Origin of the sequence: Pectobacterium carotovorum (assembly GCA_016415585.1) — a bacterium.
In the GTDB taxonomy this organism is placed as follows: Bacteria; Pseudomonadota; Gammaproteobacteria; order Enterobacterales; family Enterobacteriaceae; genus Pectobacterium; species Pectobacterium carotovorum_K.
Window position 1 is genome coordinate 3,985,066 of sequence record CP066552.1, and the last position, 25,396, is coordinate 4,010,461.

Consider the following 25,396-nt stretch of genomic DNA (forward strand, 5'->3'; position numbering starts at 1 on the left):
CCTTAATCTTCTTCAAAGTTAATGTCGATGAGCTCTTTCACTTCATCTTTGTGATAGCGTTCGATGCTATTGACCGCCGCCACGCCATCCGCACTATCCAGCGCTTTCGCCTGAATCAGATCGCGTGGTTCGGCGACCATCATCGCCAGATTGTTTTGCGTAGCGCAGCCGAGAGAACCCATCGCCTCATAGGGCTTCACCATCAACTGATTGGGGTCATTGATCGTGCAGCGGGTGGTTTTGACCACCAGCGCCTCGGAGATCACTTCCAAATCGCCATTCTGTCCACTCGCCGTAGAACGGCGCATCTGTTTCACATTCTGTGCATTAGCACCGGCGTTTTTCAGCACGGTAACCAGTCGCCCTGCCATCTGCTCGCCGCTCGCGCTGTGTGGGATAAGCGTCAGCGTCTGGGCGGAGAGCCGTCCCTGATCTTTCAACATGATATTGAGTTGTCTCAGGGATTCAGGAAGGAAACCCCGCCCGTTCGGTGCAACCAGTAACGGCACTGACACCGATGAAGGCTGAACGGCAATAGGTTGAAGCCCTGGCTGATCAAAGCGCTGCATACGTACGTCGTTAATCGGCTTATTCCATCCGCATCCTGCCAGCAGAACAACGGCGGTAAGCACTGCCACACGCATGTGCAGTGGGCGGAGCAGAGGGTGACGGTTGTTGATCGTTTTCATGTTTTATTGCCCCTCGCGGACTCAGTAGAGATAGCCGATAGATGCAGAACGCGGCATAGACGAATCCAGCATTTTTACGCCTTGTCCCGGCGTCTGGAGATCGCCCGCGTTAACGGGCTCAACGACATAGGCGGTCGCGATAATCACCAATTCCGTTTCTTCCTGACTGGTGGATTCGCTTTCAAACAGGCGGCCAAACATCGGGACACTACTTAATCCCGGCACGCCGTTGATCGTCTGGCTACCGGCGCTACGCAGCATGCCCGCCAGTGCAAAGCTCTGTCCGCTGGCCAGCTCTACCGTGGTATCCGCACGGCGTACCGTTAATGCCGGAATACGCGATCCACCTTCCAACTGTACGGAACCGACGTCGGTCAGCTCACTGACTTCCGGCGCAATGTGCAGACTGATGCGATTGGCAGAGAGCAGCGTTGGCGTCATGCGCAGAATCACACCGTAGGATTTGTAATCGATGCTGACGCTGTTATTGGTGATCAGAACGATTGGCACTTCACCACCTGCCGCAAACGCCGCCGTTTCGCCTGACATCGCCGTCAGGTTAGGTTCAGCCAATACCGTTGCCATGCCCTGCTGGTTCATCGCGGTTAACAATCCGCTCAGTCTGGAACGGCCGAAGTTCAGGAAGCCCGCATCCGTTGGGTTAGCAAATCTCCCCGTCGTGGCGTTGAACAAGTTAAGACGCGATCCGCTGCCTGCGGTCATGTTGCCGCTACCGGTGCTCAGCGATGCTGCCCAGTTGAAGCCCAGTTCGCTTGTTAACTTGCGGGACACTTCCACCACGCGCACCTGAATATTGATTTGCGAAGGCGTTTTGATTTTGAGCTGGTTGATGACTTTGCCGGAGGATTCGCTGGAGCCTGGCAGTCTTTCGCCACCGCCTCCACCACCCTGCCCGCCGCCGCCGGAGGACGCGCTGATATAAGCCTGTATGCTGTCGATCACGCGCTTGGCGTCCTGCGGGGTATCGACGCTGCCGCGCACAATCACGCCGCTGGGAATCGAGGCTTCCAGTTGGATATCCGCACCGGGGAATTCACGCTTCATGCGTTCACCCAGCGCTTTCAAATCATGCTCAGACACTAGACGAATGGCGTTGATCACATTGCCATTTTCATCCATCGCGTAGAGCGTAGTAGTACCGACGCTTTTAGCGTAGACAAACAGATTACCCGGTGAAGGCAGTTCAAAACTGGCAATATTCGGATCGGCCACCAGCACGCTGTCCGGCAGCGCATCAAGGTGCAGTAACCGTCCCTGATTCACGGTCAGTCGCACCTCATCGGTGACTGGTGCTACTGATACACCGGCAGCCAGCGTAGTCGCAGGCAACATCATCGTCGTCAGCGTGACAGGCAATACTGCATTAAACAGGCCAGCGGCCAGCAATCGTTTGCACGTACCCCGAAAGTCCGATTTCAAAAACAGCGAAAACATCGTCATTTACTTAATTCCGTAATGGGCTTCATTTTTCCATGAGCAACTTGCGGCATCCCGCAGGCTGTCAGATTGCGTGTTCTTCCTATCGGGAGGGGAACGTCACCACGTCTTTTTGCTCAGCGCGATAGATTTTCACTTTGTGTCCGCCGGATCCGGCAGATAGCGCTCCGTAGATATCGGTCGCCAGCGGAACCGTGGTCACGTGTGGTCGCCCTGTGGCCGGATCGGCCGCGTCATCCAGATCGGCACTGCGCAGTGCCAAGTGCAGAATGCCCAGTTCTTTGGCAACCGCCAGCGCTTCAGCCTGCTGAGGCGTCACTTCCAGCGTCACGGTTTGATAGGTCGCAGGACGAGAACGCACGGCAGACTCACGGCTTTTGGCGGTGGCATCAAGCACCGTACCGTCTTCCGCGGTATCAAAGCGTGGGTATACTGGCGTACCGGTTTTATCGTTCAGCGCCAATACGCGTAAATCGCGCACGATCGTTTGTGATGCCAGCAGCGGCATCACAACAGGCTGATTACGGCTTGCAGGTAGCTCTGACTGATCGTCTCGTTTCATGCTGAGGATCACATCAACACGATCGCCAGCGGACACTAACCCAGCATTGCTCGCAATAGCGCTGGTAGGAACGGAGATAGCACGCATCCCTTTACCAAGCACCGCAGCAACAAAACCCGGTTCATTAGGCTTTACTAATACATTACTGTTTAACGGCTCACCTTCTGCCACTGTTTCACGCAACGTTGAGCCGAACAGTAGCGACTGACTGTCTTTACCGCGAACAAAGTTAAATGAACGAGAAACCGATTCATCTGTCTCCTGCCAGCGCAGGGAGGATGAATCCAGAAAATCACCGGGATGCAGATCTTTCGCGGCCACCAAAACAGCAGTTTTTTCCGGCGCTTTAACCACAACCGGAGGCGGCGCAGGGGGTTCAGAAGAGAGATGGCTACGCACCATCAGCGCAACAATGCCTGCCAGCACGAGCGCGCCTGACAGTACGTATGTAGAGTTCACTTTCATTTCAACTTGCCTACCCTAGCGTGTGTGTCTTAAAGCTGCGACAGAATTAAAACAAGGGAAAAATCAGGACATACATCGCGCCGAACGCAATGGCAACGCCGTAAGGTATGCCTTGAGAAAGATCGGCGGGCAACGCGGGTGGCATAGGCAGCCGACTCTTGAATATCCGGTTGGTGGTTTGAATGCCCATCGCAACCGCTGTGGGTACGGCATTCAGCAACGGCAGACTGAGCGCCAGAACACCGCCAGCCAGCGCCGTCACCATGACGAAAACGATCTGGTGTCCTTGCCCAACCCACAGGCACAGCACACTCATCAGCTTGACATCCCCAGCGCCTAATCTGCCGGTGAGGAAAAGCACAAATCCCACAACCAGTACTGCCACCGCGCCAGGCAGCGCCCAGAGCATTTTCCGTAGTGCCAACATATCTAACGCACCGGATTGCAGGACATGTGAAGCGCTGAAAAACAGCCAGCCCAACAATAAAATCAGTACCGCCTGATTCGTAATTTTGCGTACTAACAGGTCGGTACTGATACACCACAGCAGGCACCCCATCAGCAGTGCCGTCTGCGGCCAGTGCGCGTAATCCGCCATCTCGCGCTTATTTCGCGGCGCCGGATGTACCGCCGCTGGTGCCGGTACCGGTAATTTGATCGGCGATTTGGGTGAATTTCTCATTCAGCGCTTTCACGAAGATACCGTCGCCGCCGAAAATAGCGCCGATGGCTGCCGCCATTGCCGCTGCAAGAATACCGTACTCGATAGCCGTTACACCGCTCTCGTCACGCAGGAAAGAACGCAGTTTTGCTTTCATATTTTTCATGGGAAGACTCTCTAATCCGCAGGCAAAGAAATCATGGCCTACTCGGAAATTCGGGGGGTGCCATGATGATAATAAGATTAATAATGAGACTTATTATCAAGAGCCGCAAGCAGTAGAACATTAATATTCGTTAATCTTTCCATACAAAAAATTATCAATATAAATCAATAATTAACACACTTTACATTGCAGATAAAATTAATAAATATTCATGTTTTTTGCAGGGATATTCATAAATACTCAAGAGAAAACGGTCGTGGTAAGCAGGAAAAACCCACTTACCGCGCGTCGTATTCATCGCGAAAAGAGAGGATTAGAAGCGATTAAGGCACAGGTAAACGTTCAGACCCGGCTCTGAGGAGTCCAGATAGAGCTTGCCACCGTGCAGGTCGGTAATCGCCTGCACCAGAGATAATCCCAGCCCATAGCCGGACTGAAACCAGGTATCCAGCCGCTGAAAGCGTTGTAGCGCTTTGGCGTGCAGCGCAGGCGGAATGCCCGGACCACGGTCAGCAACGCTCAGGGCGATCCAGCCGCGATACAGCGTCACGCTCAACGTGATGTATTTTCCCTGTGCCGCGTATTTCAGTGCGTTCTCCACCAGATTGGCTAGCGCCTGAAACAGCAGCGCCCGGTCGCCAAAGAGCTGAATGCCGGCTTTGATTTCAATCCTCAGGCGACAGCCGCGCTCTTCCGCCAGCGGCTGATAATATTCGGCAACTTCTTCCAGCAGTTGGCGCGCCTCAATATTCTCAAACTGGTGCACACAGCGTCCGCTTTCGATTTCACCGATGCGCATCACGGTACGGAATAGCCCAAGGATTTTATGCACCTCGTCCACCGCCAGATTCAACTCATCGCGAATATCGTTATCCAGCCCTGCGCGCTCCGTCAGGTTGAACAAGCGATTTTGCAGATGCGTCAGCGGCGTACGCAGTTCATGCGCGACATGGCTCGAGGTGTTGCGCACCTGCTCCATCAGCCGCTCAATCCGTTCCAGATTCTGGTTAATATCAGCGCTCAGGCTGTCAAAATCATCGTCGTAAGGCGACAGCGGCATACGCACCTGTTGCTCACCGCTGCTGTAGCGATGCAGCGCCGCACGGATTTTCTCCACGCTACGTAAGCTACGTAAGCTGAAATGACGGCTGACAAACAGGCAGAAAAGCAGCACGACAAACAGTCCCGCACCCGCCACGAGCGGGATGGTCCTCACCCGTTCTAACATGGGCCGAATGTTGTAAGCGGTAAACAGCACGCCCCCGTCATCCAACATCACGGACAAACCGATCAGATTGGGGTCGTCAGGGCTGGAAATTTCGGCTTTAAGACAGCTGACATCCATCTGGCAATCGGTATGCTGCCGCATTTCCAGAGGGTGTGAGTTTGCAGTATGAGGGGTTAAAAGATGCGTTCTTAAAGGATGATTGTGATACAGAATATCACCGTGTTTATCCATTACCAGAAACAGCGGTAATTCATCCCCTTTCGCTCGATTATCCTGCCGTAATTGCGTAATCAGGCTATCAGCATTCGTTAAACGCGACTGCCTCGAGTAATCGTAAATATTACCCAGAATAACTTCGCGGACATGCGTTCTAATCAGCGTTTCACTTAATGAACTGAAGCCGACAATACACATCAGCATCATCAATAAGAACAGAAAAACAATGGTTATTGCCTGGCGAAAATTAGAGGTGCATAAAAAGCCAGGGTATTGGCTTGCCCCCAGTAATTGCCAGTGTTTTATTTTTACCTGCCAGCGCTGCCCGAGCTTCTTTATTTTTATTTTATTCAGCGTGGCTACCAACATCGGTTTTGTCCTTATCTACCGCGCCTAATGCGTAGCCCATCGCTCTCAGCGTTTTAATTAATGGACGCGGGAATCCTTTATCAATTTTTGCCCGCAGTTTTGACATATGAACGTCGATCAGATTGGTCTGCGGATCAAAATTGTAGCCCCATACGCGCTCTAATAGCATCGTACGCGTAATCGCCTGACCCGGATTTTCCATTAATATAATCAGTAACTTGATTTCTTTATCGGTCAAATCGATACGCTTGCCGCCGCGCCATGCAACGCGCTGCATACGGTCAAGTTGCAGATCTTCAAAGCTCAGCATGGAAGGATTATCAACATGGCGTTTACCGCGCCGCGCCATAATATCCAGACGTAATCTAAGCTCATTAAAATTAAAAGGCTTGCCGAGATAATCTTCCGCACCAAGCTCCAGACCCATTACCCGATCGACATCACGATCCAGCGCAGAGAGCAGCATAATAGGCGGATGACGTGAGCCTTGTAATTCACGTAATACCGTAAATCCATCCATGATGGGTAACATTCTGTCCAGCAGAACGACATCATAAACTTCATCCTTGATCGCTTTTAATGCGTGTGCGCCATCGTGCACCATTCGGCAAGAATGGCCGTGGGAATGTAATTTAGACCCCAGCCAATGGCACAGCACAGAATCATCATCAACCACTAATACACGCATAATTTTCCCCTATAAACGTGGCTTATTACCTAATTAATTCAGGGTTAATGTCCGTTTATTTTTATCTGGTCCTTCAAACAGCCATTCACCCCACACGATGTTGATACCGTGCGGGCCGTTTTTTGCTTCTCGTTTTTTTACTTCTCTGGTTTTTTACTTCTCTGCTTTTCACTTATGAGAAAAATCCTACGGATAATAACAATCATTATCATTTAGTGACAAGCAGTTTACAATCGCCTGACGTCGTTCTTAGACTGGGCGCATAAAAAACATCCCCATCGCTTACGCCATGGGGATGCAGAGGAAGAAAAGAGAAGAGAAAGAAATCAACGCGGTAACGGGGATCGTCTTACCGCGTCTTACTCATTTTCGATCAGAAGCGCTTCCATCAGATCGAGGTCGCGCAGCATTTTTTGCAACGTCTCATTGCTGATTTGCTGCGTGGCACGCAAGTGATACAGCTCCGCACGTTCAGAATTCAGTGCGGTCAGACGAAAACGCCGCTCCAGATTCTCAATCAACAGGCCATTTTCAGGATCGTCTTTATCAATGAGCCGTCGGCGCAGATTACCGATGACGCGTGCGCTGACTTCTTTCAGCACCTGCTCATCAATGTTTTCCTCCCGATCGGCGGCCAGACGCTCCTCCATTTTGTGCATACTTTTGATCGCCACCTCTGCCACCGCCATACGTGCCATGCGAATTTCTTTGGCATGCGCGGCCTTGTCTGCGACCACCACACCACGCAGCAGAAACGGCAACGCCAGCACGCCACACAGCAGAGAGAACAAAATAACGCCCGTAGCGATAAACACCAGTTGATAGCGTGATGGGAACGCAGTGCCGTCCGTCAGCAATAGCGGAATAGAGAGCACGCCCGCTAGCGTAATCGCCCCTCGCACGCCGGCAAAGGACGCGATCCACAGCTCGCGCGTGGAAAATTCGGCAAAGATCATCGGGCGCTTTTTCTGGATGTGCATGCTGTATCTTTTCATCACCCACAGCCAGCTGAAACGCAGCAGCAGTAGAGCACCATAGATGATCGCGATATCGGTAAACAGCATCCAGGTTTCAACCGTTGGATCCAGTTCTGCCTGCGTCACTGAGGTTTCCAGAATATCCGGCAATTGCAGACCCAACATGATGAACACCATGCCGTTAAACACGAATTCCAACATCGACCACACGCCGTTTGCACGCAGCCGCATCGTGAGTGGTGCACTGCGAATCACGCCCGACTGACCGATGGTCATCCCCGCCGCCACCGCCGCCAGAATGCCCGACACGCCGATGTGTTCTGCAATCAGGTACGACGCGAAAGGTAACAGCAGCAGCAGTACGATCTGCGTTGCGGCATCATCGCCGCTCCAGCGGCTGATAGCGCGCAGCGATTTACCGAATAGCCAGGTCACGCCGACGCCCGCCAGCAGCCCGCCCAGCGCAACCTGCATGAATTCCAGCGTCGCGCCAGAAACCGTAAACACCATCGTCCCCATCGCAATCGCGACAGCAAACTTCAGCGACACCAGACCGGACGCATCGTTCATCAACGCTTCGCCCTGCAAAATGCCCATCAGCTTTTTCGGAATACGATCTTCACCCACGATACCAGACAGCGCGACGGCATCCGTCGGCGACAGCACGGCCGCCAGCGCGAAAGCGGCAATCAGCGGCATACCCGGCACCATCCAGTAGATGAAATAGCCGATGCCCACGACGGTAATCAGGACCAGCACCAGCGCCAGCCCAATAATTTCCCGACCGTGTTTCAGGAACTCACGCGTCGGCGTTTTCCAGCCGTCGGCAAACAGCAGCGGCGGAATGAAGAGCACCATAAACAGCTCGGGATTGAAATCAACATGCAAACCAAACTGAGGCCAGGCAAGGATGGCACCCAGTGCGATTTGCATTAAAGGCAGAGGGATTTGAAAAGGTAAAATGCGGGTAATCACCCCGGACAGGGATACAACCAGGGTCAAAATAAGAATCGTAAAAAATATTTCCATGCTTTCCTTAGACGTACTCCTAAATCAAAAAAACTCTACCTGTTAGCGAGCAAACGGCTCTTCCATATTTAACGCATTTAGCTCGGTATGAAAATGGATTTCTGGGTGGAGAAGAAAAGTAATTACTCCTCTGATTATCACACAAGTAACATCAACCCAAAGCCAATAAAAGGGCACATAAAATCGCGTTTGGCGTGGGAAATAATAAAGAAGGGAAAGAAGAAGGAAAGACCGAGGAATGACAGACCTTCTGGACGGAGCCAGAAGGTCTGTTGGGAAGAATTACAGCGCCCAGCCGCCAGCGTAGAACACGACCAGCGCGACAGCAATCACCACGGTGCCGATGTTCAGTTTACGCCATTCGCCGGAGAAGATGCGGCCTAATACCAGCGCACCAAAACCCAGCATGATACCGGTCACGATGTTACAGGTCAGCACGATGAATACGGCGCACACCAGACCGGACATGGCATCCACGAAGTCATCAAAATTCAGTTTGGAGACGTTGCCCAACATCAGCAGGCCGACGTACATCAGCGCAGGTGCAGTGGCATAGCCAGGCACCAGATACGCTAACGGAGACACAAACAGCAGCAGCAGGAACAGCACACCGACTACGGTTGCCGTTAAGCCCGTTTTACCACCGGCTGCCGTACCCGCTGCGGATTCGATATAAACCGCCGCCGGAGATGTCCCGACCAGACTGGAGAAAATGCTGCTCACGGAGTCTGCGGTCAGGGCTTTACCACCGTTGATGATTTGCCCGTCTTTATCCAGCAGGTTCGCCTGTCCGGCTACAGCGCGGATCGTACCAGTGGCATCAAACACAGCGGTCATCACCAACGCCAGTACGCTCGGCAGAACCATCGGCTGCAATGCGCCCATGATATCCAGACTGAAGATCAGCGATGAACCGTCAGCCGCTGTCAGGCTCGGCAACGCAAAGAAGCCAGCGTATTTTACATTCGGGTCAAAAATCAGTCCCAGAATAGAGATCGCAATGATAACCAGCAGAATACCGCCCGGCACGCGACGCTTCTCTAAACCGATAGTCGCCGCCAGCCCCAGCAGGGACATAATGACAGGGAAAGAAGTGAAATTACCCAGCGCAACCGGCAGGCCGTCAATCGGGTTTTTTACCACCAGACCTACACCGTTGGCGGCAATAATCAGCAGGAACAGACCGATACCAATCCCCGTACCATGCGCTACGCCCATCGGCAAATTACGCAAGATCCAAGAGCGGATGCCCGTGACGGAAATGATGGTGAACAGCACACCCATCAGGAAGATCGCTCCTAGCGCTACAGGAATACTGATTTGTTGCCCCAGCACCAGGCTGAACGCGGTGAACGCCGTCAGCGAAATCGCGCAACCAATCGCCATTGGCAGATTAGCCCACAATCCCATCAGCAGCGACCCCAGCCCGGCAACCAGACAGGTTGCAACGAACACAGCGGTAGGCGGGAAACCAGCCTTGCCCAACATACTCGGAACCACAATGACGGAGTAAACCATAGCCAGAAACGTCGTCAGGCCAGCTAACACTTCCTGACGTACGTTACTGCCGCGCTGTGTGATTTTGAAAAAAGCATCAAGAGGGCCCTGCGAGCCTGCCTGACGGGTGGTGTTTGACATGGTGGTATCCCCTGAAATGCCATTATTATTTAAGATCGATTCTGACGATTCCCGCGGCCTTGCTCCGCGAATGCACCAACATCGCTGGCGCATCATGAACCGTATATACCCGTCATTCTTCAAGCTGCACGTGCGTTGGCTGCGTTCAGTCACCCGAATCACTTACTCAAGTAAGCTCATCGGGACTCCCTCTCTTGCCGCCTTCCTGCAACTCGAATTATTTAGGGTATAGCCCCGCACGCAAACGATTAACTTGCTAGATGCAAAGCTGGAAAACGTTGTCGTATCAAGATATTGACGTATAAAACACTGCTGTATTAAACAGGCGGCACTAAAACAAGCTGGACAAAACGGCGCTAGGCAATAGAAGCGCGTGATTATCCCGCTTCACCCGCGCTTATTTCAACTGCTAATCGAGACAATTTACCTATCTCACTTCATCTGTCCGATAAAGAAGCGCCCAGTCAGTACAGGTAATGCTCAATCAGGTAACTCGCTGAAAGTGGGTCAGTATGAAGAAAAAGCAGAAAGGGTTTTTAGACGGAAATCAAAACAGCGGTTTACTCCTCACAAACTGATCGTTCATTTTTTGTGATTCGCATCACAAAAAAGTTGACCACCCGTATCAGTGCGAGTATTCTTAAAAACGTGAACAGCATCACAGAAAACAAATCAACTAACAACGAGGAAATGACCATGAAACTGCTGAACAAAATCATCGCTATGTTTGAAAACATCAACATCAACTTTGGTACTTTCAACCAATAATTATTTAAGAATCGTGGGGATAAAAAAGATGCGCGTTGTCCGCAAAATCAATCAAATATTAAAAGCGTTGGGCAAAACCTATCGCGGTGTTAACCCCCACGCTATCTTCCGTTAATCGTACTTAAGTACGTTAACCACCATAAAATGGCTGCCATCCGGTAGCCATTTTTGTTTCTGCATCTTTCGTTTCTGCGCCACGCATAACGAATATCTTCCCAATATGCTGGATGGCACAAGCACCATCCTATTTCACACCCGCTAGCGTCACTTCACACAGCGAATGTTTCTGGTCATCCATCAGGCGTAGAGCGACACTTCCCCTACCGGGCGGGTTTTAAAGCGACGATGCAGCCAAAGATACTGCTCAGGCGCACGCATGATTTCTTTCTCAATCACCTTATTCATATAACACGCCGCAGCCTGCTCATCGTGGTAAGGGTAATCCTGTAATTCAGGCTGAATTACCAATTGATAGCCCGAAGCATCGGGCTTGCGAATCAACACTGTCGTCATCATCGCAGGCTTCGCCAGACGCGTGATGGTGAACGTGCCGCTGGTTGTCGCCGCCTTTTTCACCGCAAAGAATGGGGCAAAAACGCTGCCTTTAGGGCCGTAGTCCTGATCGGGAGCAAACCATACCGCTTCGCCACGCTTCAGCGCCTGTACCATGCCACGCAGATCTTTACGGTCGATCATCGCCTTGTTCGAACGAGAACGCCCCCAGGTTTGTACCATTTCCATCGCTTTATTATTGTGTGGGCGGTACATCGCCATCATCGGCTGACACAGCCCCATCGCCCTGCCGCCTAATTCCAACGACATAAAGTGAATGCCAATTACCATTACGCCCTGACCTTTTGCGGTAGCGTGCTGTAAATGTTCCAGCCCCGACACATCAAACCAGTGACGCACGCGGCGATCGGACCAGAACCAGGCCATACCGGTTTCGACCAACGCCATTCCGAGCGACGCAAAGTTGCTATCGATCATCGCTTCTCGTTCGTCATTGGAGATCGTGGGAAAGCACAACTCAAGATTGCGTCTGGCGATCGACACCCGGCGTTTCAGGAAGATACGAGATAGACGACCCGCGCTGCTCCCGATTTTCATCAACAGCGGGTAAGGGAGTTGAACTAATAAAAACAGCAAGCCAAGGCCAAACCAAGTCGCCCAATAGCGCGGGTGGAGTAATGCCCTGGTAAATGTTTGCTTAATTTTCATGATACTCATCTTTAAGTGATTAACAGCGTACCGCATAAAGAATCGTTCTCATTGCGCTACATCTATCATGACACTTATTTATAGGGATTGTTTCAGCTGTGTGGAAAACTTCTTCTGACCGTTCTCTCGCATGAAGTTAAAAAACAGAACAAACATACAGATAACGCAGAGGGGATTTTGAACAGCCGATGGACGGCTAACAACGGTGCCATCATACCTGATTAACATTCAATAATGGAGTAGCTGGATAAGAAATATTCGCCATGTCAGGCATGCATGCCTGAAGTTAACATTCTGGCATACGTCAAAGAAAGCGACTGGCTTCCCTACCGCTGAAGTGGGGCATCGTTAATAACCCCCTGCGTCGCAGGTCTACCCGCCTACTTATAGGTTCAGTCTGAAATGCAGGGGGACAAAAAGGGGGCAATGGCCACAATTAGTAAAAATCCACCTCTTGAAGAGGTGGTTTAAAGCTGACAACAAAAAAACCACCTTGCGAAAGGTGGCTTAATTATATGATTTTAAAGCTAAAATTTGGTGGCCCCTGCTGGACTTGAACCAGCGACCAAGCGATTATGAGTCGCCTGCTCTAACCACTGAGCTAAGGGGCCGAGTGGGCGGCAATTATACGGTAATGTGCTGGGGGAGGTCTATAGTCTATCTGCCAGATGGTTATTTTATGTACTCAAGATAGCTTGTTGTTATTATTATCAGAATTTACGATGCGCGTAGTCAATGGAAGTAGGGGAAGACATGATCACCGATATTCTGGCCATGAATCTTCAGGTGGTTTTCTGCGGCATTAACCCCGGGCTGTCGACGGCCCATCACGGTTACCACTTCGCTAACCCCAGTAATCGCTTCTGGAAAGTGATTCATCAGACAGGTTTTACTGAACGCTTGCTGACACCTACGGAAGAACAGCATCTGCTGGACACTAGATGCGGTATCACCATGCTGGTGGATCGCCCAACGGTTGAAGCCACCGAGCTAGGGCGAGACGAGTTGCTGCAAGGCGGGAATGCGATTATTGAGAAGATGGAACGCTATCAGCCGCGTGCGCTGGCGGTGTTAGGGAAGCAGGCGTTCAGCCAAGCGTTTGGTATCAAGAAGGTTTCCTGGGGGCGTCAGGTGCGGTGTATTGGTGAGACACAGGTTTGGGTGCTGCCGAACCCTAGCGGGCTGAATCGTGCAACGCTGGAGTCGCTGGTTGCGTCGTATCAGGAACTGTATCAGGCATTGCAGGATGGCGTGTAAATTCAGGGCTGGGCGTTCTGACAGGCAAAAAATAACCCCGTCGAACCGGGGTTATTTATCATAGGGCTATTTAACGTGTGGATTAGCGGGGGAACAAATTAATCATCCAGGAAGCTACGCAGCACTTCGGAACGGCTTGGGTGGCGCAGTTTACGCAGCGCTTTTGCTTCGATCTGACGAATACGTTCACGCGTAACGTCAAACTGTTTGCCCACTTCTTCCAGCGTATGGTCGGTGTTCATATCAATACCGAAACGCATGCGCAGTACTTTCGCTTCACGTGCGGTCAGGCCAGCCAGTACGTCGTGTGTCGCAGAACGCAGGCTTTCCGATGTAGCGGAATCCAGCGGCAGCTCCAGCGTCGTATCTTCGATGAAATCGCCCAAATGTGAATCTTCATCATCACCAATTGGGGTTTCCATTGAAATCGGCTCTTTCGCGATTTTCAGCACTTTACGGATCTTGTCTTCCGGCATCAACATACGTTCAGCCAATTCTTCCGGCGTCGGCTCGCGACCCATTTCCTGCAACATCTGACGAGAGATACGGTTCAGTTTATTGATCGTCTCAATCATGTGTACCGGAATACGGATGGTACGTGCCTGATCGGCGATAGAACGGGTGATCGCCTGACGGATCCACCAAGTTGCATAGGTCGAGAATTTGTAACCACGGCGATATTCGAACTTATCTACCGCTTTCATCAGACCGATGTTGCCTTCCTGAATCAGGTCGAGGAACTGCAAACCGCGGTTGGTGTATTTCTTCGCGATAGAAATAACCAGACGCAGGTTGGCTTCCACCATTTCTTTCTTGGCGCGGCGAGCTTTCGCTTCACCAATCGACATACGGCGGTTGATGTCTTTAACCTGCTCGATCGTCAGACCGGTTTCTTCTTCGATCTGCTGTAGCTTTTGCAGGCTGCGGGTGACGTCTTCTCCAACATCATTCAGCTTTTCAGACCAAGGTTTGCCCATTGCTACCGCTGCTGCAAACCAGGTGTTGTTGGTTTCATTGCCAGTGAACATGGTGACAAAGTTTTTCTTCGGCATTTTGCACTGTTCAACACACAATTTGATGATCAAACGTTCCTGAGTACGGACGCGATCCATCATGGATCGCATGCTGTTAACCAAGAAATCGAACTGTTTCGGCACCAGACGGAACTGTTTGAAGACTTCGGACAGATTCAGGATTTCTTGTGCTGCCAGCGTATGGCTACGACCGTGGGCTTTTATAACCTGACGAGTCGTTTCATATTGCTCACGCAGCTCGGTGAACTTCTCACGCGCCAGTTCAGGGTCGATACTGTTGTCGTCTTCTTCTTCCTCGTCGTCTTCTTCCTCGTCGTCATCATCCATTTCTTCGGTCGAAAGTTCGGAGCCAACGTGAGTTGCGGTAGGGGCAATATCCTCTTCCGCATTAGGATCGACGAAGCCGGTGATCAGATCGGACAGGCGGCTTTCGCCCGCTTCGACGCGGTCATACTGTTCCAGCAGGTAAGTAATGGCTTCAGGGTACTCCGCGACAGAGCATTGAACCTGATTGATGCCGTCTTCAATACGCTTGGCGATATCGATCTCGCCCTCACGCGTCAACAGCTCAACGGTACCCATTTCACGCATGTACATGCGAACCGGATCGGTTGTGCGACCAATTTCCGATTCAACACTGGATAGAACCTGCGCAGCAGCCTCTGCCGCATCTTCATCGGCATCATTGGTGTTTTCGGCCAGCAACAGATCGTCTGCATCCGGTGCTTCTTCCATCACCTGGATGCCCATGTCGTTAATCATCTGGATGATATCTTCGATCTGATCCGAGTCGATGATATCTTCCGGCAGATGGTCATTGACCTCAGCATAGGTCAGGTAGCCTTGCTCCTTACCACGGGTGACAAGCAGCTTCAGCTGTGACTGCGGGTTTTGCTCCATAAGACGGTATCCACACTTCAGAGTATTTGGGTTGGTGTCGGTCAGCGTAGTTCGCTAACAATAGCATTAGGGGTATTTTTCTTATCGCCGCGCCCCTGTAGCGGCTCTTTGCAGGGCTCAACCCTGCTATTTATCGGCAATTAAGCCTCTGTATCAGTGTTTTCTGGTCAACGCCAGTTGCAACGACCAAAGCTCTTTTTTTTCTTTGGCGTTGAGCCCATGCGTTCTGTCACGGGCAATCAATGTTTCTTGTCGCTGTTTCAACAGCTGATCGTAGAGCTCTGCCAGACTGATTCTGAACTTCTCGTCGAGCTCTTCCTCTACGATCATATGGTTCCATGAAGCCATGGTTTCAAGCTGTTTGCGGTACTTGCTGTCGCGATATTTTTCCAACAGCAGGCCCATGTTCATTCCAGGGCTGACATTGCAGGTTTTCACCAAGTCCTGAAACAGCGATAAACCAGCCACTTTGTCTTCTTCAATGCCTTCCAGCGCGAGGTCAGGCACCTCAGCCGCCAGTCTTGGGTTTTGTACTAAAAGTCCTATAAGTATACGCATAGTTGTGACTTTTAGTTGCGGCGGTTGGTAGGACTGAGCCTGCTCTGCCATTTTTGGGAGCAGTCTGTCCAACTGACTGTCATCCAAAATGCCTAGCTTGTTGCCGAGCTGCTGGCGCAAATACAGCCGCAGTGTTTCTCCCGGTACCTGGCCTATCAGCGGTAGCACCAGCGTGCTGAGCTTGGTACGGCCATCGGGTGAACTCATGTCCACTTGCTGTTGCAGCGTCTCAAACAGAAACTGCGATAGCGGCAGGGCCTGTTCCATGCGCTGTTCAAAGGCTACTTTGCCTTCTTTACGCACCAGCGTGTCGGGATCTTCACCGTCCGGCAGGAACATAAAGCGTAGCTGACGACCATCATTCAAATAGGGTAGCGCAGTTTCCAGCGCGCGCCATGCCGCTTCGCGTCCGGCACGGTCCCCGTCATAACAACACACCACCAGATCTGTGGCGCGAAATAGTAACTGAATGTGATCGGCGGTTGTGGACGTACCCAGCGAGGCCACCGCATAGTCAATTCCAAACTGCGCCAGCGCCACCACATCCATATAGCCTTCAACAACCAAGAGTCGCTTGAGCTCAGCGTGGTTTTGCTGCGCTTCATACAGGCCATACAACTGGCGACCTTTATGAAAAATTTCTGTTTCCGGCGAGTTAAGGTATTTTGGGGTACCGTCGCCTAATACGCGTCCGCCGAAGGCAATCACTCGCCCCCGTTTGTCGCGGATGGGGAACATTACACGCTCGCGAAAGCGGTCATACGTTCGCCCCTGATCGTTAGTCACCAGCATGCCGGCATCGTTCAATGTGCTGCGGTCGTCATTATTACGGCCAAAGCGCTTTAAAACGTTATCCCAGCCGGGCGGGGCGAAGCCAATTGCAAAATGATTGATCACTTCTGCGCTTAAACCGCGCTGTTGCAGGTACTGCAACGCCGGCGAACCGACTGATTGGCTTAGTGCTTGTTGATAGAACCCGCTGAGCTGTCCCATCAATTCGTACAGATTTTGTCGCTGGTGACGCTCTAACTGGGTTGGGCCAGTGCCGGTTTCATAAGGCACCTCTAGGCCGTATTGGGTAGCCAGTTCTTCAATGGTTTCAACGAATTCGAGACGATCGTAATTCATCAAAAAATCTATGGCGTTGCCGTGTGCGCCACAGCCAAAACAGTGATAGAACTGTTTGTCACCGTTTACGGTGAATGAGGGGGTTTTTTCGTGATGGAACGGACAGCACGCATGGTAGTTTTTGCCCTGCTTTTTCAGTTTGACGCGCGCGTCAATGAGATCGACGATGTCGGTGCGAGCCAGCAAGTCATTAATAAATACGCGTGGGATTCGTCCAGCCATAAGCCCCTAGTGCATACCCTCTGTAAGGCGGTTACATTGGATATAGCTTTAAACGACAACAAGCCGCGCTTCCTTTCGGAAAGCACGGCCTTACGTATGCAACTGCTAAGTCTGCGGATTAATCACGCGTTGGAGGGAAACCCTCCTGAAAATTAATACAGACGAGTTCGGCGTGCGTTTTCTCGAGCCAATTTCTTCGCGTGACGTTTCACTGCAGAAGCTTTAGCGCGCTTACGTTCGGTCGTTGGTTTTTCATAAAACTCACGACGACGAACTTCAGCCAGAACGCCTGCTTTTTCACAGGAACGTTTGAAGCGACGCAGAGCTACGTCGAACGGCTCGTTTTCACGTACTTTAATTACCGGCATGTGCCTCTCACCTCAATAAATTCGGTTTGCCGCTGGCCTTGTGCCAGCCTTTTCAAAATGGTGCGGAATTCTACTGCAAACGTGACGCCTTTGTAAAGCATTGCGGTGATCATAAAACACCCAACCGCTGCCAGCGCAGAAATCAGGCCGCTTATGGTAGACTATCCGCAGTTTGAAGCAAGCGGCATTTTACGAATGCTTGTATCGTCATCAAAGTAGGAACAGCAATGCGCGTATTGGGTATCGAAACATCCTGTGATGAAACCGGAGTAGCTATTTATGACACGGAAGCTGGTTTGCTCGCCAATCAGCTATACAGTCAGGTCAAATTACATGCTGATTACGGCGGCGTAGTGCCTGAGCTAGCCTCACGCGATCACGTGCGTAAAACGGTTCCGTTGATTCAGGCGGCGCTGCGCGAAGCTGGGTTACAGGCTGACGATATCGATGGCGTGGCTTACACCGCCGGCCCTGGTTTGGTTGGCGCGCTATTAGTGGGCGCGACGATAGGTAGATCGTTGGCATTCGCCTGGGGTGTACCGGCGATTCCTGTACACCATATGGAAGGGCATTTGCTGGCACCGATGCTGGAAGATAACCCGCCAGCGTTTCCCTTCGTGGCGTTGCTGGTTTCTGGTGGTCATACGCAGCTCATCAGCGTGACAGGCATTGGAGAGTACCGTTTGCTGGGCGAGTCGATTGATGATGCGGCGGGTGAAGCGTTTGATAAAACGGCGAAATTACTGGGATTAGATTATCCCGGTGGTCCAATGCTGTCGAAAATGGCGCAGGCGGGTGATTCGCAGCGCTTTACGTTTCCGCGCCCGATGACCGATCGCCCAGGCTTGGATTTCAGCTTCTCTGGGCTAAAAACGTTTGCTGCCAATACGATTCGTAGCAACGGCAATGACGAACAAACGCGTGCTGATATCGCTCGCGCGTTCGAAGACGCTGTTGTGGATACGCTGGCGATCAAGTGTCGCCGTGCGTTGGATGAAACGGGTTTTAAACGGCTGGTTATGGCTGGTGGCGTAAGTGCCAACAGAACATTGCGGCAGCGTTTAGGCGAAGTGATGGCGAAACGCGGTGGTGGAGTGTTTTATGCACGTCCTGAATTCTGTACGGATAACGGTGCAATGATTGCCTATGCGGGCAGTGTTCGTCTGACCCATGGCGCAAGCCAGACGCTGGGCGTATCCGTTCGACCACGTTGGCCGTTGGCTGAATTGCCCGCGGTGTGAGTGTTCGGACGACAATCGCTCCGTGTAGCTAGCTACGCGGAGCGATGAATACGTAGCGAACGAGTGGATTATAGCTCTTGTTCGAATAGCACCAGAATCGCTTCGTAAAGCTGTTTGACGCTGAAGCCTCTTGCTGGGGTGGTAAAAATAGTGTCATCCCCTGCAATGGTGCCGAGAATGCCTTCTGACTTACCTAGTGAGTCCAGCAGGCGAGCAATGAGCTGCGCGGCGCCAGGGCTGGTATGGATCACGACGACGGCATCATTGTAATCCACGTCCAGTACAAGGTTCTTCAGCGGGCTGGACGTCGTCGGGACGCCAAGCTCGGCAGGGAGACAATACACCATCTCCATTTTGGCATTGCGTGTGCGCACGGCGCCAAATTTCGTTAGCATGCGTGACACCTTGGATTGGTTGATGTTTTCAAATCCTTCGTCTTGCAATGCCTGAACAATTTCACTTTGAGAACTGAATTTCTCTTCCTTTAACAGCGCTTTGAACGCTTTAACGAGGTCTTCTTGTTTTGTCGAATTTCGCATTCTGCACCGGATTAATTGTTATGGTTAATCTTCCTATTATGCAGTTGTGTGAATTTTTATGCAATTAAATCGCGTATAATTCCAGTCCCTTTCACCAGGTATGCGTTAGTCGCTGTTTTCAAAAAAAATCGACTCTCGGGTAGTCCGAAAAATGCGTCCTACGTCACATAAAAGTAAATCAAATGTTATCAGAATGATGTTGTTCGGACGCCATTGATCGGTGTAATGTAGCGCACTGGTTAAACGCACGTGAATGAACACCGCGTTATAGCTCAATAGCTTATTAACTTTACTTACCTTTCAAACGAATGGTTGTTTTTGATTTATTATTAGAGACATAGCGTATTTTTTGTCTCTCGTGTCATTTGTGGAAAGATAAGTAGGTTGCTCGTATCCCCATTTTTATATTCTGTTTATAACCAAATGAATTCACGGCACTTTTTTATTTTATGATAATAAGGAGTTTAGGATGAAAGTTGCAGTTCTCGGAGCAGCAGGTGGTATCGGTCAGGCACTCGCACTCCTCCTCAAAACCCAGCTTCCTTCAGGTTCAGAACTATCCCTTTACGATATCGCCCCAGTAACGCCGGGTGTTGCCGTCGATCTGAGCCATATTCCTACAGCAGTGAAGATCAAAGGCTATAGCGGTGAAGATGCTAAACCAGCGCTTGTTGGTGCAGATATCGTGCTGATCTCCGCGGGTGTGGCACGTAAACCTGGTATGGATCGTTCCGATCTGTTCAACGTCAATGCTGGCATTGTGCGTAATCTGGTTGAGCAAATTGCGGTTACTTGCCCGAAAGCCTGTATCGGTATCATCACCAACCCAGTGAATACGACCGTTGCCATCGCAGCAGAAGTGCTGAAAAAAGCTGGCGTATATGACAAAAACAAACTGTTCGGCGTCACAACGCTGGATATCATCCGTTCCAACACGTTCGTTGCTGAGCTGAAAGGCAAACAGCCGCAGGACATTAATGTGCCGGTTATCGGTGGACACTCTGGTGTGACGATTCTGCCACTGCTGTCTCAGGTTCCTGGTATCAGCTTCAGCGAGCAGGAAGTGGCCGATCTGACCAAGCGTATCCAGAATGCGGGTACTGAGGTTGTTGAAGCCAAAGCGGGTGGCGGATCGGCAACGCTGTCTATGGGTCAGGCTGCTGCACGTTTTGGTCTGTCTCTGGTGCGTGCACTACAAGGTGAAAGCGGAGTGGTAGAATGTGCATACGTTGAAAGTGATGGTGAACACGCCCGCTTCTTCGCTCAGCCAGTTCTGTTAGGCAAAGACGGCGTCACCGAGCGTAAAGACATCGGCGCATTAAGTGCTTTCGAGAAAAATGCACTGAACAGCATGCTGGATACACTGAAGCACGATATTGAGCTGGGCGAGACGTTCATTAAGTAATTGCAATTGTTACAATACGCAGAGTGAAAAGCCGGAGATGTCGATCTCCGGCTTTTCTTTTTTAATCGGGACGGATAAGTTTTTTTCTGTCTATAAGCTCATTGGTTTCTGGATTGTAATAGCGGCTGGGCCAAATCTCAGATGGGTGAATATTCAGCGCATCGGCAATAAGCCATTCCCCTTTGGGCCAAGGGCGTGAGAGCGCATTAGCTAGCGTGGATGAGCTTAACCCGGCCGCTCGCGATACCGCCGCCAGCGTCGTATTTTTCTTGCGCAGTGCAGCAATGATATCAGCGGGATGCCAGTCTTGTTTCCTTAAAATCATAATCCTTCCCTTATTTGCTATAAGACGACTGTAGATTAGTGGTATAAATAACGGATGTTAGTTATATGTCGAGCTAACATGACATTATTATTTGGAAATAATATAGCATTAATTTTCCTTAAAATTATCAATTAACTTCCAAATAAGCGCGTTTTTGTTAGGGATGGCACTATCAGGATGAAAGGCAATGAAAAAAGAGTGGTTTGCTACCAGCGAATTGGTTGGAGTCGGCGGCCTTCCGAAATCAAGACAAGGATTGAATAAGCGCGCCCGTGAGGATGGATGGGAGAAGCGTCGCCGTAAAGGCGTCCAGGGAAGAGGAGTGGAGTACTCAATTCACAGCTTGCCGGATACGGTAAAAAAATCCCTGTTACTCGAAATCGAGCCTTCCGCCTACGCGGCTAAACAGCCTGCGGCATTGGCGGTCTGGATGAAAATTTACCAGCAACTATCTGAAAAAGAAAGAGATGAGCTAATCACTTATATTCTGCGGGTCGGGGTATCTACTACGTTGAGCCAACTGGGTATAACGCCATCGGATAAGGAACCTGTCTCATCGTTCGAGATTGATTGAGCCATCTCAGCAACCTCTGTGATGGCTAACCTTGGCGATGAAAAGGAACCTGTATTTCTTTTCACCTTGTAGCATTGCACTTCCGCGATGTTTTGCAGGCACTGCGCCGGATTTAATCATTTCTTCTATTACTTAGGTGTATCAGTAACGTGTAAAAGTTAGCGATTTAGGTAATTATAGTCTATTATATGGAAACTTTTGGGCTAATTGATGTAATGCATGTTCAAAACAAACAAGGGAGTGACGAGTATGGACAAAGAATGGTTTGCAACAAGTGAGCTGGTTGGCGTAGGTGGATTGCCTAAGTCGCCACAGGGGCTGAATAAACGGGCACGAGACGACGGTTGGGAAAAGCGTAGGCGGAAAGGGGTTCAAGGGCGCGGTGTCGAATATTCTATTCGCAGTTTGCCGAACGAAGTCAGGAACTCTCTTTTAGTGAGAGAAAACCCGCCAACCGAATATTATCGTATTGATAATGAGCCGACCCTGCTGTCATCGTGGGTGCATATTTTCCATCAACTTTCCGTTGATGAACGAACCCGGCTGATTAATTTCATCTTGCGTGAAGGGACAATAGCGATGCTGTCTCGGCTGGATGATGTCGCCATCGACCAGACTGCCTAGTCTGGCGAACGAGTAGCGCTGCAAAGCAGCGCTACTTATGAATCAATGATCTTATCTGATAAGAACCTTACACCACGTTAGAAATCACGCTGTACGGCTAAGTGGGCGAGGCCTTCGAGCGCCATACGGTGCGGCGTTTCTGGCAGCAGCTGTAGTGCGCTAATTGCCTTATCTGCCTCTTCTTCGGCACGCTGACGCGTATAATCAAGTGAACCGCATTGCTGCATGGCTGCAAGCACCGGTTCCAGTAGATGGCGCCCGTTTCCTTCTTCAATCGCTTTGCGAATCAGCGAACTCTGTTCTGCATTTCCATTACGCATCGCGTGCAGTAACGGCAGCGTTGGCTTGCCTTCATTGAGGTCATCGCCCGTGTTTTTACCCAGCGTTTCGCCGTCTGCGCTGTAGTCGAGCAGATCATCAATTAACTGGAATGCGGTGCCCAGGTAGCGGCCATAGTCCTGAAGCGCCTTTTCCTGCTCTGGGGTCGCGCCGGCAAGGATGGATGAAGATTGCGCTGCGGCTTCAAATAAACGCGCCGTTTTACTGTAAATGACACGCATATAGCTTTCTTCAGTGATATCCGGGTCGTTGCAGTTCATTAGCTGCAAGACTTCACCTTCAGCAATGACGTTTACCGCTTCTGACATCAGCGCCAGCACGCGTAACGATTCGAGGCTGGTCATCATCTGGAAAGCGCGGGTATAGATGAAATCCCCAACCAACACGCTCGCTGCGTTGCCAAAGGCGGCATTTGCTGTCGCTTTACCTCGGCGCATGTCTGACTCGTCTACCACATCATCATGCAGCAGTGTTGCGGTATGGATAAATTCGATCAGTGCTGCGACAGTGACATGCTTATCACCGTTATAGTCGAGGGCTCTGGCGGCAAGTACAGCAATCATCGGGCGTATACGTTTTCCACCACCGCTGATGATGTAATGTCCAAGCTGGTTTATCAAAACGACGTCGGAATTCAGCTGTTCAAGAATGACGTTATTAACAGCCGCCATATCCTGCGTAGTTAATGCTGTAATTTGTTCTAGATTCATGGTTTGTGCCAACGTATGTCTTCAACACTGCCGTAAGATTGCTGTTGCATATCGGCAAGACGGAACTTATTGCGCCGATTGTACTTGAAAAATGAGAGAGATAAACGGCAGTTGATACGTTGTATTCTTTTTCTTCACATCCGTTGATTATGCACTTGTCATCCTCAGTATTTTTGCGTAGAATTCGCGCCCTATTATGAATATTTATAGCGCGCTCTGAAACCTATTAACGGGTGCGCGGAAAGCGGAGTTTTATATGTACGCAGTTTTCCAAAGTGGTGGTAAACAACACCGAGTAAGCGAAGGTCAAACCGTTCGCTTGGAAAAGCTGGACATCGCAACTGGTGAAGCCGTTGAGTTTGACCAAGTTCTGATGGTTGCCAATGGTGAAGAAATCAAAATCGGCGTTCCTTTTGTCGATGGCGGTAAAATCAAAGCTGAAGTTGTTGCTCATGGTCGTGGCGAAAAGGTGAAGATCGTTAAGTTCCGTCGCCGTAAACACTACCGTAAGCAAGCAGGCCACCGTCAGTGGTTCACTGACGTGAAAATTACCGGCATCAGCGCTTAAGATTAGGAGAGCGGATTAAATGGCACACAAGAAAGCTGGCGGTTCAACCCGTAACGGTCGTGACTCTAACGCACAACGTCTGGGCGTAAAACGTTTTGGCGGCGAAAGTGTACTGGCTGGTAACATCATCGTTCGTCAACGTGGTACTAAATTCCACGCAGGAACTAACGTTGGCTGCGGGAAAGACCATACTCTGTTTGCTTTGACTGATGGTAAAGTTCAGTTTGAAGTTAAAGGCCCGAAAAACCGTAAATTTATCAGCATCGTTGCTGAATAATTTTTCGCGTTAGGTCTTACGGATTTAAGCCCCGCAATTCTTTGCGGGGCTTTTTACATTCTGATTCTGAGTAAACCATCTGGATAAGTATGAATACTAAACAACAGACGGGCATCGGTCTTTGTCTGGCGCTGACTACGGCTGTTTGCTGGGGGGCGTTACCGATAGCCATGAAACAGGTTCTGGTGGTGATGGAACCTTATACGATTGTTTGGTATCGCTTTTTTATCGCTTCGATTGGACTCGGTATTATTCTGTCATCCCGTAAGACGTTGCCGCCAATGCGGGTTTTCCGGCATCGGCGTTGGTGGGTTCTGCTACTGATTGCGACGGCTGGACTACTGGGTAACTTTGTTTTCTTTAGCTCATCCCTGCAATATCTGAGCCCGACGGCGTCTCAGGTTATCGGGCAGCTTTCCCCCGTAGGCATGATGTTCGCCAGCGTACTTATCCTAAAGGAAAAGATGCGCGGTACGCAGGTTATCGGCGCGATCATGCTGATCTGTGGTCTGATCCTGTTCTTTAATACCAGCCTGATTGAGATTTTTACCCGACTGACGGACTACACGTTGGGCGTATTGCTGGGTGTTTGCGCCTCGGCGGTATGGGTATCCTATGGTGTAGCGCAGAAAGTTCTATTGCGACGTCTGACATCGCAGCAGATTCTGTTTTTGTTATATGTGCTGTGCGTCGTCTTTATCACGCCTTTTGCCAAGCTTGAGGTTATTTTCCAACTGAGCAACTGGCAGCTTATTTGCCTGCTATTCTGCGGTGCGAATACGTTGATTGGCTATGGTGCGCTGGCTGAGGCAATGGCTCGCTGGCAGGCGTCGCAGGTTAGTGCAGTCATTACGCTGACGCCGTTGTTTACGCTGCTGTTTTCCGATCTGCTGGCGTTAGGGTGGCCGACTTTCTTTGCTGCGCCCGTACTGAATTGGGTTGGCTATGTCGGTGCGTTTGTAGTTGTTGCAGGTGCCATGTTTTCCGCTATTGGACATCGTTTCCTTCCTGGAAAAAAAGAGCCTGTGCTGCCATTGGTAGCGAAAAAGTAGCTTAAGAGAAAGCGTATTGCAGCGGTCACTGACATCTTTTGACAGCCTGCATGTGTTGTTTATTTTTAATACAGATGAAATTATTGGAGCAGGCAGGTACAATCCGCTCCTTTGCTGGAATGCGTTCTGGTGCGTCGGTT

At 50.7% G+C, this 25,396-nt stretch carries 24 protein-coding genes and 1 tRNA gene; 8 read left to right on the forward strand and 17 right to left on the reverse strand.

Features of this window, described 5'->3' with window-relative positions; genetic code table 11:
* Positions 1-2 precede the first annotated feature (2 nt).
* The 11 genes from JFY74_17760 to JFY74_17810 form a co-directional block, all read right to left on the reverse strand.
* Positions 3-689, reverse strand: a complete 687-nt coding sequence (locus JFY74_17760) for a CpaD family pilus assembly protein (GenBank protein QQG27893.1) — start codon at positions 687-689, stop codon at positions 3-5.
* A 21-nt stretch (positions 690-710) separates the two neighbouring features.
* On the reverse strand, positions 711-2,150 hold the full coding sequence (locus tag JFY74_17765; GenBank protein QQG27894.1) for a type II and III secretion system protein family protein: 1,440 nt from the start codon (positions 2,148-2,150) through the stop codon (positions 711-713).
* Between the two features lie 79 nt (positions 2,151-2,229).
* Entirely contained in the window at positions 2,230-3,174 is a 945-nt protein-coding gene (gene cpaB, locus JFY74_17770; protein ID QQG27895.1) for a Flp pilus assembly protein CpaB, read from the reverse strand.
* Between the two features lie 46 nt (positions 3,175-3,220).
* Entirely contained in the window at positions 3,221-3,772 is a 552-nt protein-coding gene (locus JFY74_17775; protein QQG27896.1) for a prepilin peptidase, read from the reverse strand.
* A gap of 7 nt (positions 3,773-3,779) precedes the next feature.
* Entirely contained in the window at positions 3,780-4,001 is a 222-nt protein-coding gene (locus JFY74_17780) for a Flp family type IVb pilin (GenBank protein QQG27897.1), read from the reverse strand.
* Positions 4,002-4,314: 313 nt separating this feature from the next.
* The gene (locus JFY74_17785) at positions 4,315-5,814 is read right to left on the reverse strand and encodes a HAMP domain-containing histidine kinase (protein ID QQG27898.1); all 1,500 of its coding nucleotides are present in this window, start codon (positions 5,812-5,814) and stop codon (positions 4,315-4,317) included.
* On the reverse strand, positions 5,792-6,502 hold the full coding sequence (locus JFY74_17790; protein ID QQG27899.1) for a response regulator transcription factor: 711 nt from the start codon (positions 6,500-6,502) through the stop codon (positions 5,792-5,794). The genes JFY74_17785 and JFY74_17790 overlap by 23 nt, the downstream gene beginning before the upstream one ends.
* Positions 6,503-6,861: 359 nt before the next feature.
* Positions 6,862-8,508, reverse strand: coding sequence for a Na+/H+ antiporter (locus JFY74_17795; GenBank protein ID QQG27900.1), 1,647 nt, complete (start codon positions 8,506-8,508; stop codon positions 6,862-6,864).
* Positions 8,509-8,790: 282 nt separating this feature from the next.
* Positions 8,791-10,146 carry an NCS2 family permease gene (locus JFY74_17800; protein ID QQG27901.1) on the reverse strand — a complete coding sequence of 452 codons (1,356 nt, stop codon included), beginning with the start codon at positions 10,144-10,146 and terminating at the stop codon, positions 8,791-8,793.
* A 1,065-nt stretch (positions 10,147-11,211) separates the two neighbouring features.
* A complete protein-coding gene (gene lpxP / locus JFY74_17805) occupies positions 11,212-12,135 on the reverse strand; it encodes a kdo(2)-lipid IV(A) palmitoleoyltransferase (protein QQG27902.1) in 924 nt (307 codons plus the stop codon).
* A gap of 535 nt (positions 12,136-12,670) precedes the next feature.
* Positions 12,671-12,746 (reverse strand) — tRNA-Ile (locus JFY74_17810).
* 142 nt (positions 12,747-12,888) lie between these two features.
* On the opposite strand from JFY74_17810, the gene mug reads away from it, so the two are divergent.
* Positions 12,889-13,392: a G/U mismatch-specific DNA glycosylase gene (gene mug, locus JFY74_17815; protein ID QQG27903.1), complete on the forward strand. Its 504-nt coding sequence runs from the start codon at positions 12,889-12,891 to the stop codon at positions 13,390-13,392.
* Positions 13,393-13,490: 98 nt separating this feature from the next.
* Here the strand turns inward: mug and rpoD are convergent, their stop codons facing one another.
* From rpoD to rpsU, 3 genes are all read right to left on the reverse strand, one after another.
* Positions 13,491-15,326 (reverse strand): RNA polymerase sigma factor RpoD, encoded by a 1,836-nt coding sequence (rpoD, locus tag JFY74_17820; GenBank protein QQG27904.1) that lies wholly within the window; start codon positions 15,324-15,326, stop codon positions 13,491-13,493.
* Between the two features lie 153 nt (positions 15,327-15,479).
* A complete protein-coding gene (gene dnaG, locus JFY74_17825) occupies positions 15,480-17,234 on the reverse strand; it encodes a DNA primase (protein QQG27905.1) in 1,755 nt (584 codons plus the stop codon).
* 152 nt (positions 17,235-17,386) lie between these two features.
* The gene (gene rpsU, locus JFY74_17830; protein ID QQG27906.1) at positions 17,387-17,602 is read right to left on the reverse strand and encodes a 30S ribosomal protein S21; all 216 of its coding nucleotides are present in this window, start codon (positions 17,600-17,602) and stop codon (positions 17,387-17,389) included.
* A 227-nt stretch (positions 17,603-17,829) separates the two neighbouring features.
* On the opposite strand from rpsU, the gene tsaD reads away from it, so the two are divergent.
* Complete coding sequence (gene tsaD / locus JFY74_17835) at positions 17,830-18,843, forward strand: tRNA (adenosine(37)-N6)-threonylcarbamoyltransferase complex transferase subunit TsaD (GenBank protein QQG27907.1); 1,014 nt, start codon at positions 17,830-17,832, stop codon at positions 18,841-18,843.
* A gap of 68 nt (positions 18,844-18,911) precedes the next feature.
* Here the strand turns inward: tsaD and argR are convergent, their stop codons facing one another.
* Positions 18,912-19,382 carry a transcriptional regulator ArgR gene (argR, locus tag JFY74_17840; protein QQG27908.1) on the reverse strand — a complete coding sequence of 157 codons (471 nt, stop codon included), beginning with the start codon at positions 19,380-19,382 and terminating at the stop codon, positions 18,912-18,914.
* A gap of 469 nt (positions 19,383-19,851) precedes the next feature.
* Between argR and mdh the strand changes: the two genes are divergently transcribed.
* Positions 19,852-20,787: a malate dehydrogenase gene (gene mdh, locus JFY74_17845; GenBank protein ID QQG27909.1), complete on the forward strand. Its 936-nt coding sequence runs from the start codon at positions 19,852-19,854 to the stop codon at positions 20,785-20,787.
* Between the two features lie 61 nt (positions 20,788-20,848).
* Here the strand turns inward: mdh and JFY74_17850 are convergent, their stop codons facing one another.
* On the reverse strand, positions 20,849-21,112 hold the full coding sequence (locus JFY74_17850) for a helix-turn-helix domain-containing protein (GenBank protein QQG27910.1): 264 nt from the start codon (positions 21,110-21,112) through the stop codon (positions 20,849-20,851).
* A 187-nt stretch (positions 21,113-21,299) separates the two neighbouring features.
* Here JFY74_17850 and JFY74_17855 point away from each other — a divergent pair, with 187 nt between their 5' ends.
* Together JFY74_17855 and JFY74_17860 are read left to right on the forward strand one after the other, a co-directional pair.
* On the forward strand, positions 21,300-21,686 hold the full coding sequence (locus tag JFY74_17855; GenBank protein ID QQG27911.1) for a putative DNA-binding transcriptional regulator: 387 nt from the start codon (positions 21,300-21,302) through the stop codon (positions 21,684-21,686).
* A 249-nt stretch (positions 21,687-21,935) separates the two neighbouring features.
* The gene (locus JFY74_17860; GenBank protein QQG27912.1) at positions 21,936-22,310 is read left to right on the forward strand and encodes a putative DNA-binding transcriptional regulator; all 375 of its coding nucleotides are present in this window, start codon (positions 21,936-21,938) and stop codon (positions 22,308-22,310) included.
* Positions 22,311-22,387: 77 nt separating this feature from the next.
* Here the strand turns inward: JFY74_17860 and ispB are convergent, their stop codons facing one another.
* A complete protein-coding gene (gene ispB / locus JFY74_17865; protein ID QQG27913.1) occupies positions 22,388-23,359 on the reverse strand; it encodes an octaprenyl diphosphate synthase in 972 nt (323 codons plus the stop codon).
* A 256-nt stretch (positions 23,360-23,615) separates the two neighbouring features.
* Between ispB and rplU the strand changes: the two genes are divergently transcribed.
* From rplU to JFY74_17880, 3 genes are all read left to right on the forward strand, one after another.
* Complete coding sequence (gene rplU, locus JFY74_17870) at positions 23,616-23,927, forward strand: 50S ribosomal protein L21 (GenBank protein ID QQG27914.1); 312 nt, start codon at positions 23,616-23,618, stop codon at positions 23,925-23,927.
* 19 nt (positions 23,928-23,946) lie between these two features.
* Positions 23,947-24,204 (forward strand): 50S ribosomal protein L27, encoded by a 258-nt coding sequence (gene rpmA / locus JFY74_17875; protein ID QQG27915.1) that lies wholly within the window; start codon positions 23,947-23,949, stop codon positions 24,202-24,204.
* An 89-nt stretch (positions 24,205-24,293) separates the two neighbouring features.
* On the forward strand, positions 24,294-25,256 hold the full coding sequence (locus JFY74_17880) for a DMT family transporter (GenBank protein ID QQG27916.1): 963 nt from the start codon (positions 24,294-24,296) through the stop codon (positions 25,254-25,256).
* The last annotated feature ends 140 nt before the right edge of the window (positions 25,257-25,396 follow it).